We start from the raw sequence: 17,987 nt of genomic DNA, 5'->3' as shown, positions 1-17,987 counted from the left end.
GGTCCGCTTGACGACCGAACATATGTTCGGTATCGTCGTCGGTCCATGGCCCTGGCCGCACTTCCCCGACGCGACGCAACGGCTCGCGAGCACCTTGACAATTTGGGGAGGCGGTCGCGGCCCGTCGTCCTCGCCCGCGACCGGGCAGTAGGGCTCTCAGGCGATCTGGGCGGGCTGGTCCCCGGCGGCGCGCTCATCCGTGGCTCGGTGCTGTGCGTCGAGAGTGCCGGTCCGGGCACGGGGTCCACCTCGGTTGCCTTCGACCTCGCGGCCGCGGTCACGGCCGTCGGGGAGTGGGCGGCCGCCGTCGATCTCGACGGCACCCTCGGTGCTCTCGCGGCGCGCGAGGCGGGTGTGGCGCTCGATCGGTTCGCGGTGGTCCGGCGGGTGCCCCCCTCCCGTTGGGCCACCGTGGTCGCGGCCCTGCTCGACGGCGTGAGCCTCGTGCTGGTCGAGGTACCGCGCGGGGTCGGTGCGGCAGACGCGCGCCGGTTGGTGGCACGCGCCCGCGAACGCGAGGCGATCCTCGTGGTGTGCGCGCCGGCGGGTCGGTGGCAGGCCGGCGCCGCGCTCACGCTCAGCGCCGAGAGCACCGCGTGGGTGGGTCTCGACGACGCGGGCTTCCTCAGGGGCCGCACGCTGCACGTGCGCGTCGAGGGCCGCGGCGCAGCTGCGCGTCCGCGGATCGGCGAGCTCGCGCGTGCTGTCTGAGAGCGGCCGCCGAAAGGCGGACGCTCGTGGCCCAAGCGGCCCGGCGCCGCAGGCGCCGAGAGCGGGAAGCAGGCGCGCAGGCGCGGAGCGCGTCTGCTGCTTGTGGTGCCCCGACTGGCCGGTCGTCGCGGCTCGCGCTCGCGCCCCCGAGTTGCACGACGTGCCGGTGGCGGTTGTGGGACCCAATGGATTGGGCGATCGTGGTCTCGTCGTGCAAGCGGCGTCGGCCGAAGCGCGTCGTGAAGGAGTGGCGCGAGGTTTGCGACGGCGTGAAGCAGAGGCGCGGTGTGCGGAGCTCACCGTTGTCGACGCCGACGATGCGGCGGACGCGCGCGCGTTTGAGACGGTGGTGCGCGCGGTCGAACAGCTCGTGCCGCTGCTCGTGCTCGACCGGCCGGGACGTTGCTCGTTCCCCACACGCGGTCCCTCGCGTTACTTCGGTGGTGACGACGCGCTCGCGCAGCGGGTACTCGAGGCGGTGCGCGAGGTGGGTGTGGTGGACGCGCGCGTCGGGATCGCCGACGGCAACCTTGCTGCCGGGCTCGCCGCGCGCGCGGCCGACGCGCTCGTCGTGCCGCACGGTGAGTCGGCCGCGTTCCTCGCACCGTGGTCGGTGGGAGTGCTCGCGCCCCACGTCGACGGTGGCGCCGAGCTCGCCGATCTTCTCGCGCGACTCGGGCTGCGCACGCTCGGCGCGTTCGCGGAGTTGCCCGAGCCGTCGATCCTCGGACGGTTCGGCGTTCCCGGTGTGCACGCCCTCCGGCTCGCGCGCGGCGAGTCCACGTACGAGTCGGTTCCCGCCGGGGTCCCGGCCGAGTTGATCGAGACGGTCGAGTTCGATCCGCCCGCGGAACGCGTCGACCGAGCCGCGTTCGCGGCGAAGGGCCTGGCCGACCGGTTGCTCGGCCGGCTCGACGAGCTCGGGTTGTCGTGCACTCGTGTCGTCGTGGAAGCGGAGACCGAGCACGGCGAACAGCTCGCGCGCTGCTGGCGCCACGACGGCTCGCTCACCCCCGCGACGCTCGTCACACGGGTGCGGTGGCAGCTCGAGGGCTGGCTCACCGCGACCGGGGGCATCACCAAGCTGTGCCTCGTGCCCGACGAGGTGGTGCCCGCGACCGGGCGCCAGCTCGGTTTCTGGGGCGGCGATCCCGCAGCTGGCGACCACGCCGCGCGTGCGCTCGCACGGGTACAAGGGATGCTCGGGCCCGAGTCGGTGGTCACCGCGGTTCCGGTCGGGGGACGGACTCCCACGGAACGGGTGCGCTGGGTGCCCTGGGGCGAGGAGTGGGCGACGGAGGCAGCGGCGCCGACAGCGCCGTGGCCGGGCACGGTCCCCGGGCCGTCGCCGGCGCGTGTCTTCGACCCGCCGCTCCCGGCCGATCTCGTCGACGCCGACGGGCAAGCGATCACCGTGAGTGGACGCGGCGAGCCGTCGGCGGCACCCGCCGATCTGCGGTGCGTGGCGTTGCCGAACGGGGGCGGACCGCTCGTCGCGTGGGCGGGACCGTGGCCGCACGACCTGCGCTGGTGGGACCGGCTCCGTGCCGGAACGGGGGACCGGCTCCGTGCCGGAACGGGGGATGGGCGCAGGCGGCGTCGTGCGTTGTGGCAGGTGGTCGTCGACGGCGGTGGAGACACGGCGATCGCGTGCCTGGTCGCGGTCACGCGCGGCCGCGCCGAGGTCGAAGCCATCTACGACTGACTACGGTGCCAGACTCAGCGCATGCGGATCCTCGTCGTCGGTCCCGGACGATCCGGGACGTCGTGGGTCACGGCAACGCTCGGCAGCACCCCGGGGGCCGGCTTCCTCCTCGAGCCCGACAACCCGGGGCAGTCTCCCTTCGCGGCGCGAGCAGCGGCCCGCATGGGATTCTCGCCGATCCTCGGGCCCGACGACCCGGGACCACCGGGCCTCCGCCACCTCTGGGATGTCGCGTTCGGCGCGCCGATCCGTTACGTGCCTGGTCAGCAGCGGATCGCCGTCTGGCTGCACTCCAAGAGCAACGAAGACGAACGGTTGCGCGTGACGCGCGCCGAAGATCCGAAGGTGAGCATGCGGTTGCGCCTCGCCGCGGCGTTGGCGGTGCCGCGCAACCTGCCGGCCGACACTCGTCACCGCGTCGTGAAATCGATCCGCTCGCAGTTCATGGTCGAGTGGATCTCTGCGAACTGGGAGCCGGCGGTGGTGGTGTGCCGGCGGCATCCGCTCGATGTCGTCGCGAGCCGAATGGAGATGAAGTACCGGCCCCGGCCCGGAGGCGTGGCGCAGGCGGTGCGCGACGAGGCGAAGCGCCGGTACGGCGTCGAGATTCCGCCGACCGACGACGAGGTTGCCGCGTTCGCGTGGGGAGTGGGTGTGCAGATGTCGGTGTTGGACGACGTGCTCCGCGCGAATCCGCAGTTCCACGCGATCGATCATGAGGAACTGTGCCGCGATCCGGTTGGCGGGTTCCGCTCACTCGCGACCGCGCTCGGCCTCGACTGGACGGCCGAGAACGAAGCCGCGGTGGAGGCATCGAACCGTCCCGGTACCGGCTACGAGTTGAACCGGATTGCGACCGATCTCCCCGATGCCTGGCGACGACGCTTGTCGGCCGACGACGCTCGCACGGCTGCCGACGCGATCGCGCAGTTCCCGATTGCCGCGCGCTACGACCTCGAAGTGTCGAAGAGCTCGTGACCGCCTTCGTGTTCAACGTCACGTTCGACTGTGCCGATCCGCGGACGCTGTCGGCGTTCTGGACCGCCGTCACCGGCTACGAGCCCACGGAGGTGCGCGACGACTTCGTGCACCTGCTCTTCTTCAAGGTGCCCGAGCCGAAGACGGTGAAGAACCGAATGCACGTCGATCTCGCGACCCGCGACGTGGAAGCGGAGATCGCGCGCCTTGTTGCACTCGGCGCGAGCGAGATCGACCGGCGTGATGGCAACGGCACCCGGTGGGTCGTGATGAACGATCCGGAGGGCAACGAGTTCTGCATTGGTTGACGCCGTGCCCGCGCGGATTCTTGTCGTCGGCGTCGAACGGTCGGGTACGTCGTGGGTGGGTGGGACGTTGCGGTCGACGCCGGGCGCGGGTTTCGTGGGTGAACCAGATCATCCCGAGCTGAACCCGTTCGCCGTGCGAGCGGTCGAGGGCCTCGGGAGTCATCCCGTGATCGCACGCGACGAACCGGGGCCGGCCGCGTACCGCAAGCTGTGGGACGCCGCCTTCGGTGCGGTACCGCGCTACGCACGGGGACAGGGAAGGATTTCGCGTGCGATCTTTCGGAGTGCCGAGCGAGACGATCGCCTCGCCGTCTGCCATCCCGAGCACCCGCGCGTTGCCCCGCGGCTGCGTATCGCGAGCGCGTTGGCGGTGCCAAAGCACGTGACCGGACACATGCGCACGCGGGTCGTCAAGTCGGTGCGCGTCCACTTCGCACTCGACTGGCTCCGTGCGAACTGGAACCCGACCGTGGTGGTATGTCGCCGCCATCCGCTCGACGTCGTGGCGAGCGCGCTCGCGGTCGACATTCCGCCCGGGCTCGACTGGCTCGCGCCCGCGGCGCGCGCACAAGCGATGGAGCGCTTCGGCGTGGCCGAACCTTCTACCGTCGATCTGCTCACGTGCATGGCGTGGAGGACCGGGCTCTTGATGTCGGTGCTCGACGAACACGTGCGCCGGCACCCGGAACTGCACGTCGCAGATCACGAGAACCTGTGTGGAGCACCGGTCGAACGCATGCGTGAGCTCGTCACTTCGATCGGACTCGAGTGGACCCAGGACTCCGAGGACTTCGTCATCGAGCGCGACCGCCCCGGCACCGGTTTCCAGGTCAGCCGAGTGGCCTCCGAACAGCCGGGCAAGTGGCGCACCCGCCTCTCTGCCGACGATGCCCGCACCGCCGCCCGTGTCCTCGCGCAGTTCCCGATCAGCGACGCGTACGACCTACACGTGTAGGTCGATTGCGACGGGCAAGGCGGACGCGCGCCAGCCTTCGAGGTTGTCCTTGTAGCGCGGTTGGTACTGGCCGCGAACCAGATCTCGAGCTCGTGCGGCTCGCCGGTGACCGCCCTCGAGTCGTGAGGTAGCAGAAGTCGTCCCTTGGCCCTTGCTCTGTCGAACATATGTTCGATATCGTCACCGGGTGGCCACCTATGCCGAGCTCCACTGCCACACCAATTTCTCCTTTCTCGACGGCGCCAGTCACCCCGAGGAGCTGGCGGTCGAAGCCGCCCGGCTCGGGCTCGCCGCTCTGGCGGTCACCGACCACGACGGCTTCTACGGCGCGGTCCGCTTCGCGCTCGCCGCCCGCGAGCACGGTCTGCCCGCGGTGTTCGGTACCGAGCTCACGCTGGGGATCGAGCGGCAGCCGTTCGGGATCCCCGACCCGGAGGGCGAGCATCTCGTGGTCCTCGCCGAGGGGCCGGCGGGATACGCCCGGCTCGCGCGTGCGATCAGCGAGGCGCAGTTCGCGGGGGAGAAGGGCGCGCCCCGCACCACGATCCCCGGGCTCGCCGCCACCGCCCGCGCCGCGGTGCACCTCGATCCCGTTCCGAGCGCCACGAACAAGTCGTGGTTCGTGCTCACCGGGTGTCGCAAGGGCACGGTTCCCGCGGCACTCGTGCGCGACGGTCCCGCGGCCGCGCGCCGCGCGCTCGACGAGCTCGCCGCCGCGTTCGGTCGCGACCGCGTGCTCGTGGAGCTGTGGGACCACGGTGATCCGATCGACCGTCACCGTAACGACGAGCTCGCGATGATCGCGGCCGCGGCCGCGGTCGACGTGATCGCTACGAACAACGTCCACTACGCCACCCCCGCGCAGCGGCCGCTTGCTACCGCGCTCGCAGCGGTACGCGCGCGCCGGTCGCTCGACGAGATCGACGGCTGGCTCCCCGCCTCACCCCTTGCGCACCTGCGTAGCGCGAGCGAGCAAGAGCGCCGTTTCGCTCGCTGGCCGGGTGCGGTGGAGCGAACCGTCGATATCGCGAGTACATGCGCGTTCGACCTGCACCTCGCCGCGCCCGAGCTTCCCGATCACGACGTGCCGCCCGGGCACACGGAGATGAGCTGGCTGCGCGAGCTCACCGCATGCGGCGCGGCTGTCTACTACCCGAGCACGCACCCCCAGCACGAGCAGGCCATGCACCAGATCGCCCACGAGCTCGACGTGATCGAGCAGCTCAACTTTCCCGGCTACTTCCTGGTGCTCGTCGAGGTCGTGGAGTTCTGCCGTATCCACGACATCTACTGCCAGGGGCGAGGGAGCGCGGCCAACAGCGCGGTTTGTTACGCGCTCGGCGTCACCAAGGCCGACGCCGTCGCCCTCGGCCTGCTGTTCGAGCGGTTCCTCTCGCTCGAGCGCGACGGCCCACCCGACATCGACCTCGACATCGAGCACCAGCGCCGTGAGGAGGTGATCCAGTACGTCTACGACAAGTACGGCCGCGAGCGCGCCGCGCAGGTGGCCAACGTGATCACGTACAGGCCGCGCTCAGCGCTGCGCGAGATGGCGAAGGCCGTCGGTCTCTCACCCGGTCAGGCCGACGCGCTCACCAAGCGCATTGACCGCTGGGGGCACAGCAGCGGTTCCTTCGCGACGCTCGCAGAAGACGGCGTGGCTGTTCCCAAGCTTGCGCTCGATCTCGCCGAGCAGGTGCTCGACTTCCCGCGCCACCTCGGCATCCACTCCGGCGGGATGGTGCTGGCCGATCGTCCGCTCATCGAGTTCTGCCCCGTCGAGTGGGCGCGCATGGAAGACCGCTCGGTGCTCCAGTGGGACAAGGACGACTGCGCGGCCGCGGGCCTGGTGAAGTTCGACCTGCTCGGCCTCGGGATGCTCACGATGCTGCACCTCGCCGTCGACCTCGTCCGCGAGCACGAAGGGGTGGAGGTCGACCTCGCCACCATTCCCCAGGAGCCCGAGGTCTACGCGCTGCTCACCGCGGCTGACACCATCGGCGTGTTCCAGGTGGAGAGCCGCGCGCAGATGGCCACGCTGCCGCGGCTACGGCCCGAGTGTTTCTACGACCTCGTGGTGGAGGTCGCGCTCATCCGCCCCGGTCCCATCCAGGGCGGCTCGGTGCATCCCTATCTACGTCGCCGCAACGGCGAGGAGCCCGTCACCTACCCACATCCGCTGCTGGAGAAGTGCCTGGAGAAGACCCTCGGCGTGCCGCTGTTCCAGGAGCAGCTCATGCAGATGGCGATCGACGTCGCCGGCTTCACACCCGGCGAATCCGACCGGCTCCGTCAGGCGATGGGATCGAAGCGCTCACGCGCACGGATGGCCGCGATGCGCGACCGGCTCTACGAAGGCATGTCCGAGCGCGGCATCACCGGCGAGGTCGCCGACGACATCGTGCGCAAGATCGAAGGCTTCGCCGACTTCGGCTTCCCCGAGAGCCACTCGGTGAGCTTCGCCTACCTCGTGTACGCGAGCTCGTGGGTCAAGTTGCACTACCCAACCGAGTTCGCGTGCGCGCTGCTCAACGCGCAGCCGATGGGCTTCTACGCGCCGCACACCATCGTGCGCGACGGGATCCGCCATGGCGTGGAGGTGCTGGGCCCGTGCGTACAGGCGTCGCGGCGTGACTGCACGATCGAGCCGCGTACCGAGGCGGCGGGACCCATCGGCACGCCGCGCCCCGGCTGGCACGCCGACCCGTCGATCCACGCGATGCGGGTAGGGCTGAGGTACGTGCGCGGGTTGAGCAGCGCGCTGCTCGACCGCATCGACGCCGAGCGCGCCGAGCGGCCGTTCACCGACCTCGAAGACTTCACCCGCCGGACGCATGCGCCCACCGACGCCCTCGAGAACCTTGCCACCGCCGGCGCGTTCGAGTGTTTCGGGCACACCCGGCGCAGCGCGCTGTGGGCCGCGGGCTCGTTGCGTGATGCCCGCGCCGACAAGCTGCCCGGCATGGTCACGGGCGCCGACGCTCCCACGCTGCCGGGGATGAACGAGATCGAGGAGGTCGCCGCCGACCTCTGGTCCACCGGTCTCTCCGCGGCGCGCCATCCCACCGAGTTCGTGCGCGAGCAACTCGCAGCGCGCGGCGTGACCACCGCCGACGCGTTACGCGACCTCCCCGACCGCACGATCGTCGACGTCGCGGGAGTGGTCACCCACCGCCAAAAGCCGTCGACGGCGAAGGGAGTGGTGTTCCTCAACCTCGAAGACGAGAGCGGCCTCGTGAACGTGATCTGCACCCCCGACGTGTGGAAGCGGTTCCGTAAGGTCGCGCGAACCGCGCCCGCGCTCGAGATCCACGGCGTGCTCGAGCGGTACCAGGGCGTGATCAACGTGCTCGCCCGCCGCATCGTGGCCCTGCCACTCCGCCTCGACGAGCTCCTCCGCTCCCGCGACTTCCGCTGAGAGACCCAAAGGTGCGCCCCTGGGTGCGGAATCCGCACCACACACGCGCCTTCGCCTGGCCTCTACATTCTCGATGATCGAACCGACGGGAGCACCGACCATGTCACGACTCGGAACCTGGACGCCCACCACCGCAGAGGAGCGGCTGGACCGCATGGAGTCCCTCGCCGCTCTCCGCCAACTGCCCTTCCGATACGCACTCGCGCTCGACTCGAGAGACATGGACGCTCTCGTCGAGCTGTTCGTGCCCGATGTCCGGGTTGGGCGGGACGAAAGCGGCCGGGAAGCGCTGAAGCGTTGGTTCACCCAGACGATGAGCGGGCCGAAGACGTCCGTGCACTTCGTCGGGAACCACATCGTCGACTTCGACGACGCCGACCACGCGCACGGGATCGTGTACTGCCGGGACGAGCTCGAGCGGCCTGACACCGAGAAGTGGGAAATCGGCATGCTCCAGTACTGGGACTCGTACGTGCGCGTCGACGATGAATGGTGCTTCCAGCGGCGCCGGTTCCATCGCTGGTACATCGTCGACGCGCTCACCCGTCCGCGGCATGGCGCGGGCGTCAACGAAGGAGGCGACGGGCTCACCACGCATCAGCTCCCCGAGGCCTTCGAGACCTGGGGGCGCTTCTGGGAACGTGGTGAGCGGTGAGGGTCGTCGAGCTGTGGCGGTATCCCGTGAAGTCGCTCCAGGGCGAACAGCTCGACACGGCCGCGGTGACCGCCAGTGGCATCGACGGGGATCGTTCGTTCGCGATCTTCGACGTCGACACCGGCTTCGGGCTCACCGCGCGTCGCGTTCCCGAACTGTTGTTCGCGTCGGCACGGTTGCAGGATGGCGGTGGCATCGAGATCACCTTGCCCGACGGCTCAATGACGCGCGACAACGGCGCGCTGTCGGAATGGCTCGGCCGGCGGGTGATGCTGCGCTCGGCCGACGCCGACGTGACCCGACGTTACGAGAACCCGGTGGATTTCGAGCACGAGGCCACCAGTGACTGGTCACCGTTCGACGGGTCCAACGCGGCCTTCCACGACTCGGCGTTCGCGCAGGTCTCGCTCGTGTCGACCGGCACGATCGCCGGGTGGGATCGGCGCCGGTTCCGCGCCAACATTCTCGTCGACGGTGACGACGAGGACTCGCTGGTCGGTTCCCAGGTGGCGCTCGGCGACTCGCGGCTCAACGTAGCCGTACGCATTCCCCGCTGCGTGATGACAACTCGGCCGCAACCGAACGGAATCGAGCGCGACCTCGACGTGCTCCGAACGATCAACCGTGAGCGTGACGGATGCCTCGCGGTGGGCGCCCTCGTCGTGCAACCCGGAACCGCGCGCGTCGGTGACGCGCTCACCCCGATCTGAGCACGATCTGGCAGGTACGTCACTGTTTCTTCGGTGGGTGGCCGTTGCCGAAGGTCGCGGGGACGCTGCGGTCCGCGAGCAACCGCGTTCCGCCGCAGAGGCTCGCGGCGTATTGACCCTTACCGGGACGGGGACCGATGCCGACACCGTGGTTGCCGGTCGCGAACACGACGAGGCGTCCGGTTCCCGTGGTCTCCAGGCCGCACGACGCGCTCGAGATCGCGGTGACGATCTCCTGTCGTTTGCGGACGACGCCTTTGTAGACGCGATCGACCGCGAACACCCAGGTGGCGGGATCGAGCGATGTGTGAACTTCTTTCGGTCGGCGGACGTCGACCAGCCGGCCGGTGAACACGGCGTCCGCGTCGCCGAACGCCTGCTGTCGGCGACCCCGATACACGAGCAGGCGCCCGCCGGGTCAGCAGCCGTGGCGACGATCACTGGACCGACCAGGGCGACGGCCACGATGAGGAGCGCGGCTCGACGCATGATGATGATCATGCCCGTTTCGACGTACACCGGGGTGGCCCGGTTCCCGCTACCCTTGTGCGTTCCCTGGAGCGAGGAAATGAACGAACCTCCGAGTACCCATGCTCCGTTCGTGGCGAGCTGTGGCTGCGCGCTTTCGCGCGCTGTTGCGCTCGGATGCTGCAGGCGTCCGCGCGGGCTTCGTCGCGCTCCTGATCAGCTCGGGCGGTGACCTCCTCGCCGGGCTGACGCTCGGTTCCATCACCGGAACTCTCGAAGCGCTTCCGGGTCTCCTCGTGCTCGTTCCCGCCGCGATCGGAATGCGCGGCAACGTGTTCGGCGCGCTGGGGAGCCGCCTCAGCACCGCGATCCACACCGGAACGTTCCAACTGTCGCGGCGCCGCGACACGGTTGTCGGACAGAACCTCGCGGCTTCGATCTCGCTCTCGCTCTCGATCTCCCTCGTGCTCGCGGTGCTGGCCAAGGTGATCTCGGTGGGCTTCGGTCTCGAGAACACGATCTCGATCGCCGATTTCGTGGTGATCTCGGTAATCGGCGGGTTCCTCTCGTCGATCGTGGTGATGGCCATCACAGTGGGAGTTGCGACGCTCTCGGTCCGGCGCGACTGGGACCTCGACAATGTCGCTGCACCGATCGTGACGGCGGCCGGCGACGTGGTCACGCTGCCCGCCCTGTTCCTCGCGACCTACCTCGTCGGGCTCAACTGGGTCACGCCGATCGTCGCGGTGGTGTGCGCGATCGTCGGACTCGTCGCGTTGGTCACCAGCGTGCGGTCGCGCGCGCCCATCCTGCGGCGCATTGCTCGCGAGTCGATCCCCATCCTGGTTCTCGCAGGCACGATCGACGTGATCGCGGGCCTCACCATCGAGAAGCGGTTCTCGTCGTTCATCGTGTATCCGGCGCTGCTCGTGCTCGTGCCGCCGTTCCTCGAGGACTCGGGCGCGCTCGGCAGCATCCTGGGGGCGCGGGTGTCGACCAAGCTGCACCTCGGCACGCTCCAGCCCGCCCGATGGCGCCTGCGCGCGGTTGCCGACGACGTGCTGCTCGTAATCCTCTACGCGGTACCCGTCTTCCTGTTGCTCGGCGTGTCGGCCGACATCGCGGCGGCCGTCGTCGGCCTGGAGAGCCCGGGTTCGCTCGAGATGATCGCCGTCGCCATGGTTGCAGGCGCGATCTCCACGACGTTCGCGGTGCTGGTGGGCTTCTACGGCGCGGTCGCGTCGTACCGGCTCGGCCTTGACCCCGACAACCACGCGATCCCGATCGTCACGTCGAGCCTCGACTTGCTCGGAGCGCTCGCGCTGATTCTCGCGATCGTCGCGTTGGGGCTGACCTAACGATTCGTCACTCGCTGCTCGGCGGGATACCGCCTCGCGGCCGCTCGCTCCTGGCGAGTTCCTTCGCTCGCTGCGCTCTCTTCGTCACCGCTCCCGCCGCCCGTGATCAGGCGAGGTGTTCGCCGAAGAAGGCGAGCATTCGCTTCCATGCGTCGGTAGCCGATGCCTCGTCGTAGTTCGGTGAGCCGTCGCGCATGAAGCCGTGCTCGGCGGCGGGGTAGACGATCACGTCGTTTCCGTGGTGCCGCTGGACCGCCTCGATGTCCTCGGTGGAGATGTACTCGTCACGCCCGCCGAAGAAGAGGAGCGTGGGGCACGCAGGATCACCGATCTCGCGTGCGATCCCGCCGCCGTAGAAGGGCACCGCCGCCTGCACGCCGAGACCCTTCGCCCAGAGCGCGGCGCGGTACGTGAACCACCCGCCCATGCAGAAGCCGGTGACGCCGATCGACGAGGCACCTGCGTCGCGCAGGTGCCCGATGCCCGTCGCGAGGTCGCCCTTCAGTTGCTCCGGTGTGATGGAGCCGATGAGCTCCGTGAAATCGGCTGCTTCGGGTCCGCCGGAGCGGAAGAAGAAGTCGGGCGCACACACGGCGTAGCCCTCCGCCGCGAGACGTTCGGAGAGCCGGAGGAGTTGCGCGGAGATGCCCATCCCCTCGTGGACGACGAGCACGCCGGGGAACGGCGGGTCGGTGGTCGGGAGCGACAGGTAATAGGGGAGCTGGATCGCCATTGCGACCTCCTCGACTGGCGGGCTCGACTGGCGGGCTCGACTGGCGGGCTCGACTGGCGGCTCGAGTGGCAGAGGGCGCGCACGATATCGCGGGTTATCCTCTTCGGGACCGGCCCTGCCGGGAGCTGATGGCACCCGACGACCAACCCCGCAATCTCAAGACCATGCTCTCGGAGGCGAAAGACACCTCCGAGCTCATGGTCGACTTGGCGTATGCCGCCCTGTTCTTCGGTGACGCGCGCATGGCCAACGAGGTGGAGGCCCTCGAAGAGCGGCTCGAGGATCTCGCGCACGCGATGCGCGAGGTGTGCGTCCTCGCTGCTCGATCACCTCGCGACGCCGAGGAGATGTCGAGCGTGCTGCACGTGCTCTCCGCGATCGAACGCATGGGCAACGCCGGCGTCGACATCGCCCACATCGTCACCCACAAGCTCGGGATCCCCGCGGGCCTCGTCGCCGACCTCGCGGCCGCCGAGGAGGTCTCGCATCGCGTGCGGGTCCGGGCCGACAGCGCGCTCGCGGGCCGCTCGCTCGCCGACGTCGCGCTTCCGGTCGAAGTCGGGATGCGCGTGGTCGCGATCCGCCGCGGCAATGAGTGGCTCTTCGATCCCGACGGTGACGAGATGCTGTTGGATGGCGACGTGCTCATCCTGCGGGGACCGGCGCAGGGAATCGCCGAGCTCCGTGAGCTCGCGGGTGCACCCGAGTGGCGCCCACCGGGAACCGACGAGGACCCGGCGATCATCACCGACCTCGATCGCGCCGTCGATGTGCTCGTGGAGATGAAGAACGTGTCGGAGGTTGCGATCGGACTCGCATACTCGGCGCTGCTCTTCAATGACCAGAGCCTCGCCGCGGAGGTGAATCACCTCGAAGACCGGCTCGACGAGATGCGCGAGCGTCTCGAGATCTGGGTGTTGCGCAGCGCGGCTGAACAGGTCGAGCCGTCGGGTTTGCGCGGGCTGTTACACCTCGGAGGCGCGGCCGAAGAGCTCGGCGACGCGGCGCAGCAGATGGTGTGGCTCGTCGAAGAGGGCGAGGAAATGCATCCCGTCCTCGCGATCGCGCTCGGCGACAGCGACGAGGTGATCGCGCGCATCCCCGTCTCGCCGGGTTCGTTCCTCGACGGACGCACGCTTGCCGAGGCGCAGCTGGAGCTCGAGACCGGCTACTACCTGCTCGCGATCCGCCGCGCCGGGCGCTACCTCTACCGGCCACGCGGCCCGGTTCAGCTCCAAGCGGGCGACGAGCTGATCGCGATCGGACCCGACGAAGGCCGCCAGCGTCTCGCCGAGCTCGGCGGCTACCGGGTGCTCGAAGACGACGCCACCGGCGAGATTGCCCTCGTACGGGTCGAGTCCTGAACCTCGGCGTCGACCGGTGACCGCGCCGCTCACATCGGGCGACACCGCGCTCCCCGCGTCGCAGCCACCCGAGTTCACGACGCCCCCCACGGGCCTCGCCGCTGCCGAGGTGCAGGAGCGCGTGGCGCGCGGTGCGGTGAACGACACCGGCGAGCGTACGAGCCGCACGATCAACGAGATCATCCGCGCGAACGTCTTCACGCGGTTCAACGCGATCCTCGGCGCGATGCTCGCCGTCATCATCGTGGTCGGTCCCATTCAGGACGCGACCTTCGGCATCGTGCTCTTTGCGAACGCGGCAATCGGCATCATCCAGGAGCTCCGCGCCAAGCGGACGCTCGACCAGCTCGCAGTGTTGAACGCGCCGCGTGCGCGGGTCGTTCGAGCGGGCGAGGTCGCAGAGATCGCGGTGGAACAGGTGGTGATCGACGATCTCCTCGATCTACGCGCCGGCGATCAGATCTCCTGCGACGGCGTGGTCCAGCTCGCGGTGGGGCTCGAGGTCGACGAGTCGCTGCTCACGGGCGAGAGCGACCCGGTCGACAAGCATCCCGGCGACGAGGTCCTCTCGGGAAGCTTCGTCGTGGCCGGTAGCGGCCGGTTCCAGGCGACGGCGGTCGGAGGAGACTCGTACGCGCGGAAGCTCGCCACCGAGGCGCGCCGGTTCCAGCTCACCCGCTCGGAGCTGATGGAGGGCATCAACCTCATCCTTCGCATCGTCACGTGGGCGCTGATCCCCACGTCGGCGTTGCTCCTCTGGAGCCAGCTTCGCGACGACCAGCTCGACGCGGCGCTGCGGGGGACCGTCGCGGGAGTGGTGGGCATGGTTCCCGAGGGGCTCGTCCTGCTCACGAGCATCGCGTTCGGGGTCGCTGCGGTCACGCTGGCGCGGCGCAACGTGCTCGTGCAGGAGCTTCCCGCGGTGGAAGGCCTCGCGCGCGTCGATGTCGTGTGCCTCGACAAGACCGGCACGCTCACCGAGGGCGAGATCGTGTTCGACGAGGTCGAGCAGCTCGACGGCAGTGACGTTTCCGCTGCACTCGGCGCGCTTGCCGCCGACGAGAACCGCAACGCGACACTCGACGCGCTTGCCGTTACGTTCACGTCGCCCGACGGCTGGAACCGCAGCCGGGCGATCCCGTTTTCCTCGGCGCGCAAGTGGAGTGCGGCGAGCTTCGACGGTCAGGGCTCATGGGTGATGGGAGCTCCGGAGATGGTGTTCGCCGACTCGTCGCTGCCCGCGCGCCGGCGCGGCGACGAGCTCGCTGCCGGCGGTCGTCGTGTGCTCGTACTCGCCCGCAGCGATGCCGCGCTCGAGAACGACACGCTGCCACCCGGGCTGGTACCGAAGGCGCTCGTGATGTTCGCGGAGAAGATCCGCCCCGACGCCGCCGAGACGTTGCAGTACTTCCACGAGCAGGGTGTGATCCTCAAGGTGATCTCGGGTGACAACCCGCGCACCGTGGCGGCGGTCGCCGCACGCGTCAGGCTCCCGGACGCGGGAACGGGCGTCGACGCGCGCGAACTCCCCGAAGACCAGGCGGAGCTCGCCGAAGTGCTCGAAGCCAACTCGGTGTTCGGCCGGGTCACACCCCAGCAGAAGAGGGCCATGGTCGGCGCGCTCCAGTCGAAGGGGCACGTCGTCGCGATGACGGGTGACGGCGTGAACGACGCCCTCGCGCTGAAGGATGCCGACATCGGGGTGGCCATGGGCTCTGGCGCCGCCGCCACACGCGCGGTCGCGCAGCTCGTCCTGCTCGACGGAAAGTTCGCGACGATGCCCGGTGTCGTCGCCGAAGGTCGGCGGGTGATCGCGAACATCGAGCGCTCGGCGAACCTCTTCGTCACCAAGACCGTCTATGCCACATTCCTTGCGATCGCGGTGGTGATCGCCGGCTGGAGGTATCCGTTCCTGCCGCGGCACCTCACGATCATCAGCACGTTCACGATCGGGATCCCGGGGTTCTTCCTCGCCATCGCGCCCAACTCGCGCCGGTACATCCCCGGGTTTGTCGAACGAGTACTGCGCTTCACGGTGCCGGCCGGCATCGTCGCGTTCGTGGCCACGCTCGTGAGCTACGGCGTCGCGCGGTTCGGCCACGACCTCGTGCTGATCGAGGCGCGCACGACCGCGACGTTGGTGCTGGTCGTCGTCGGCCTCTGGGTGCTCGTGATCCAGGCCCGGCCGTTCAACTGGTGGAAGACGCTGCTGGTGGGCGCGATGGCGGGTTCCGTCGCACTCATTCTCGCGATCCCCGGCCTGCGCGACTTCTACGCGCTGCAGCTTCCGCCCGACGACGTGCTCGTGGAAGCGGGCATCATCGCGGGGATCGCGATCGTGTTGCTGGAAGTGGGCTGGCGTCTCAGTCGCGTCGTCGCAAACCGGCGCGACGTCGCGTAACGTCGGGCGTCCGCTCGTCCGGGAGGTTGGTTGTGAGTGCCTGGGATCCGTTCCCCGGGGTCGTCGGTCGGTACCGGCGCGAGTCCGCGCCGTGGTGGCCCGATCCGGTGCGTGCGCCCGGGGGTGCACCGAACGTCCTGATCGTGCTGCTCGACGACGTCGGCTTCGCGCAACTGGGCTGCTTCGGCTCCGACATCGAGACCCCCAACATCGACCGGCTCGCGGCCAACGGACTTCGCTTCACGAACTTCCACACCACGGCGTTGTGCTCACCCACGCGCGCATGCGTGATGACGGGTCGCAACCACCACAGCGTCGGCATGGGTCGCATCACCGATCTCGCGACCGGCTTCCCGGGGTATCACGCGCGGATCGACAAGGAGCACGGTTTCCTTCCCGAGATGCTCGTGCCGCACGGGTATGCCGCGTACGCGGTGGGGAAGTGGCATCTCACGCCGGACGAGGAGCGCCACCTCGGCGCGTCGCGTGCGCGCTGGCCGCTCGGACGTGGCTTCGAACGGTTCTACGGGTACCACGGCGGCGAGACGCACCAATTTGCGCCGTCGCTCGTGCACGACAACCACCGCGTACCCGTACCGCGGTCGTTCGAGGACGGCTACCACCTCACCGAGGATCTGGCCGACCGGGCGATCGAGTTCATCGCCGACCTGAAGGCCGCCGACCCGCACAAGCCGTTCTTCACGTACTTCTGTACGGGCGCGTGCCACTCGCCGCACCACGCGCCGCCCGAGTGGATCGAGCGCTGCCGCGGCCGCTTCGACGCCGGGTGGGACGTGTGGCGCGACGCAACCTTCGCCCGCCAGCAGTCCATGGGGCTGCTCCCGGCAAGCACCGAGCTGTCACCCCGCCCCGGCTGGGTGCCGGCCTGGAACTCGCTCGCGCCCGAAGAGCAACGGCTCGCGGCACGCTTCCAGGAGTGTTTCGCCGCGTTCTTGAGTCATGCCGATCATCACATCGGACGCGTGCTCGGCTTCCTCGACGAGCTGGGAGAGCTCGACAACACACTCGTGTTCCTGCTCTCCGACAACGGCGCGTCCTCGGAAGGCGGCGTCACCGGCTCGATCAACGACACGCGACCGTGGAACCAGGCCGAGCGCACGGTGGAGGAAGCGATCACTCGGATCGACGAGCTCGGCGGACCGCGACTGCACAACAACTACCCGTGGGGTTGGACGGTCGCCGGCAACACGCCGTTCCACCGCTGGAAGCGAGAGGTTCACGAGGGAGGTGTGGCCGACCCGCTCATCGTGTCGTGGCCGGCACGTCTGGAGGCGCGTGGAGCGGTCCGGCGGCAGTACGTGCACGCCATCGATCTCGTTCCGACGATCCTCGACATGGTCGGCGTCGACGCGCCGGCGTCGATCGGGGGCGTCGCACAAAGTCCGATCGAAGGAGTCAGCTTCGCCGAGACGCTCACCGACCCGGACGCGGCGTCGAAGCACGACACGCAGTACTACGAGATGTTGGGCTGCCGCGCGATCTATCACCGTGGGTGGAAGGCGGTCGTGTACCACCCGCTCGCCGATCCGAGCGTGCTGTTCGACGACGACCAGTGGGAGCTGTACAACGTCGACGAGGACGTGTCGGAGTGTCATGACGTCGCGGCGGAGCGGCCAGAGTTGCTCCGCGAGCTCGTTGAGCGATGGTGGATCGAAGCGGCGAAGTACCGGGTGCTCCCGCTCGACAACACGCCGTTCGACCGCCTGTACGGCGAGGAGGCGGCGGGCCATGTGCCGCGCCGCCGCTACGTGTACTACCCGATGGCCGGTCCGGTCACCGAGGAAGCCGCGGTGAACCTACGGAACCGTACGCACGCCATTACCGCCGAGGTCGAGCTTCCGGGCTTCGACGTGGAGGGGATGTTGCTCGCGCAAGGCTCCATCTTCGGCGGTTACGCGTTCTTCGTCCGCGACCGCCGGCTCCATTACGTCCACAACTTCGCGGGGCTCGAGGAGTACCGGGTCACCTCGGATGTCGAGCTGACCCCTGGCCACCACACCCTGGCATTCCGTTTCGACAAGAGCGGAGAGCATCGCGGGACCGGGACGCTCCTCGTCGACGGCAATGCCGCGGGTTCCACCGAGATACGACGGTTCACGCCTACCCGGTTCTCGATCACAGGCGAAGGGCTCTGTTGCGGGTACGACATGGGCATGCCGGTCATCGACGAGTACCGCCCGCCGTTCCGCTTCACCGGGACGC

Annotated in this window: 13 protein-coding genes and 1 pseudogene; 12 read left to right on the top strand and 2 right to left on the bottom strand. The window is 69.2% G+C overall.

Annotation, left to right across the window (positions count from 1 at the left end):
* Positions 1-45 precede the first annotated feature (45 nt).
* The 8 genes and pseudogenes from WD271_16750 (at position 46) to WD271_16715 (ending at position 9,440) form a co-directional block, all read left to right on the top strand.
* Complete coding sequence (locus WD271_16750) at positions 46-711, top strand: hypothetical protein (GenBank protein ID MEX1009469.1); 666 nt, start codon at positions 46-48, stop codon at positions 709-711.
* 160 nt (positions 712-871) lie between these two features.
* Positions 872-2,416: a DNA polymerase Y family protein gene (locus WD271_16745; protein ID MEX1009468.1), complete on the top strand. Its 1,545-nt coding sequence runs from the start codon at positions 872-874 to the stop codon at positions 2,414-2,416.
* 21 nt (positions 2,417-2,437) lie between these two features.
* Positions 2,438-3,394, top strand: a complete 957-nt coding sequence (locus tag WD271_16740; protein MEX1009467.1) for a sulfotransferase — start codon at positions 2,438-2,440, stop codon at positions 3,392-3,394.
* Positions 3,391-3,702, top strand: a complete 312-nt coding sequence (locus tag WD271_16735) for a VOC family protein (protein MEX1009466.1) — start codon at positions 3,391-3,393, stop codon at positions 3,700-3,702. The genes WD271_16740 and WD271_16735 overlap by 4 nt, the downstream gene beginning before the upstream one ends.
* 4 nt (positions 3,703-3,706) lie before the next feature.
* Positions 3,707-4,657, top strand: coding sequence for a hypothetical protein (locus WD271_16730; protein ID MEX1009465.1), 951 nt, complete (start codon positions 3,707-3,709; stop codon positions 4,655-4,657).
* Between the two features lie 196 nt (positions 4,658-4,853).
* Positions 4,854-8,075: pseudogene (locus WD271_16725) on the top strand (error-prone DNA polymerase).
* 100 nt (positions 8,076-8,175) lie between these two features.
* Positions 8,176-8,730: a nuclear transport factor 2 family protein gene (locus WD271_16720; GenBank protein MEX1009464.1), complete on the top strand. Its 555-nt coding sequence runs from the start codon at positions 8,176-8,178 to the stop codon at positions 8,728-8,730.
* Positions 8,727-9,440, top strand: coding sequence for an MOSC N-terminal beta barrel domain-containing protein (locus WD271_16715; protein ID MEX1009463.1), 714 nt, complete (start codon positions 8,727-8,729; stop codon positions 9,438-9,440). Before WD271_16720 ends, WD271_16715 begins: the two co-directional genes overlap by 4 nt.
* Before the next feature lie 19 nt (positions 9,441-9,459).
* Here WD271_16715 and WD271_16710 read toward each other — a convergent pair whose 3' ends face one another.
* The gene (locus WD271_16710; protein MEX1009462.1) at positions 9,460-9,840 is read right to left on the bottom strand and encodes a hypothetical protein; all 381 of its coding nucleotides are present in this window, start codon (positions 9,838-9,840) and stop codon (positions 9,460-9,462) included.
* A 211-nt stretch (positions 9,841-10,051) separates the two neighbouring features.
* On the opposite strand from WD271_16710, the gene WD271_16705 reads away from it, so the two are divergent.
* Positions 10,052-11,266, top strand: a complete 1,215-nt coding sequence (locus WD271_16705; protein MEX1009461.1) for a magnesium transporter — start codon at positions 10,052-10,054, stop codon at positions 11,264-11,266.
* A 106-nt stretch (positions 11,267-11,372) separates the two neighbouring features.
* Here WD271_16705 and WD271_16700 read toward each other — a convergent pair whose 3' ends face one another.
* Complete coding sequence (locus WD271_16700) at positions 11,373-11,999, bottom strand: dienelactone hydrolase family protein (protein MEX1009460.1); 627 nt, start codon at positions 11,997-11,999, stop codon at positions 11,373-11,375.
* Positions 12,000-12,127: 128 nt separating this feature from the next.
* Here WD271_16700 and WD271_16695 point away from each other — a divergent pair, with 128 nt between their 5' ends.
* The 3 genes from WD271_16695 to WD271_16685 form a co-directional block, all read left to right on the top strand.
* Positions 12,128-13,363: a TrkA C-terminal domain-containing protein gene (locus WD271_16695; GenBank protein ID MEX1009459.1), complete on the top strand. Its 1,236-nt coding sequence runs from the start codon at positions 12,128-12,130 to the stop codon at positions 13,361-13,363.
* A gap of 16 nt (positions 13,364-13,379) precedes the next feature.
* Positions 13,380-15,764, top strand: a complete 2,385-nt coding sequence (locus WD271_16690; protein MEX1009458.1) for an HAD-IC family P-type ATPase — start codon at positions 13,380-13,382, stop codon at positions 15,762-15,764.
* 32 nt (positions 15,765-15,796) lie between these two features.
* On the top strand, positions 15,797-17,987 hold a 2,191-nt coding region (locus tag WD271_16685), incomplete at its 3' end, for an arylsulfatase (protein MEX1009457.1).

It is taken from the genome of Acidimicrobiia bacterium (assembly GCA_040880805.1).
In the GTDB taxonomy this organism is placed as follows: Bacteria; Actinomycetota; Acidimicrobiia; order IMCC26256; family DASPTH01; genus DASPTH01.
The sequence above is the reverse complement of the archived record's forward strand: the minus strand, read 5'-3'. Positions and strand labels throughout refer to the sequence as shown.

What these genes read in the sequence shown, in the direction of transcription:
- WD271_16750 (MEX1009469.1), top strand. Translation starts at nt 46, where the DNA reads ATGGCCCTGGCCGCACTTCCCCGACGCGACGCAACGGCTCGCGAGCAC.
- WD271_16740 (MEX1009467.1), top strand. Translation starts at nt 2,438, where the DNA reads ATGCGGATCCTCGTCGTCGGTCCCGGACGATCCGGGACGTCGTGGGTC.
- WD271_16720 (MEX1009464.1), top strand. Translation starts at nt 8,176, where the DNA reads ATGTCACGACTCGGAACCTGGACGCCCACCACCGCAGAGGAGCGGCTG.
- WD271_16700 (MEX1009460.1), bottom strand. Translation starts at nt 11,999, where the DNA reads ATGGCGATCCAGCTCCCCTATTACCTGTCGCTCCCGACCACCGACCCG.
- WD271_16695 (MEX1009459.1), top strand. Translation starts at nt 12,128, where the DNA reads ATGGCACCCGACGACCAACCCCGCAATCTCAAGACCATGCTCTCGGAG.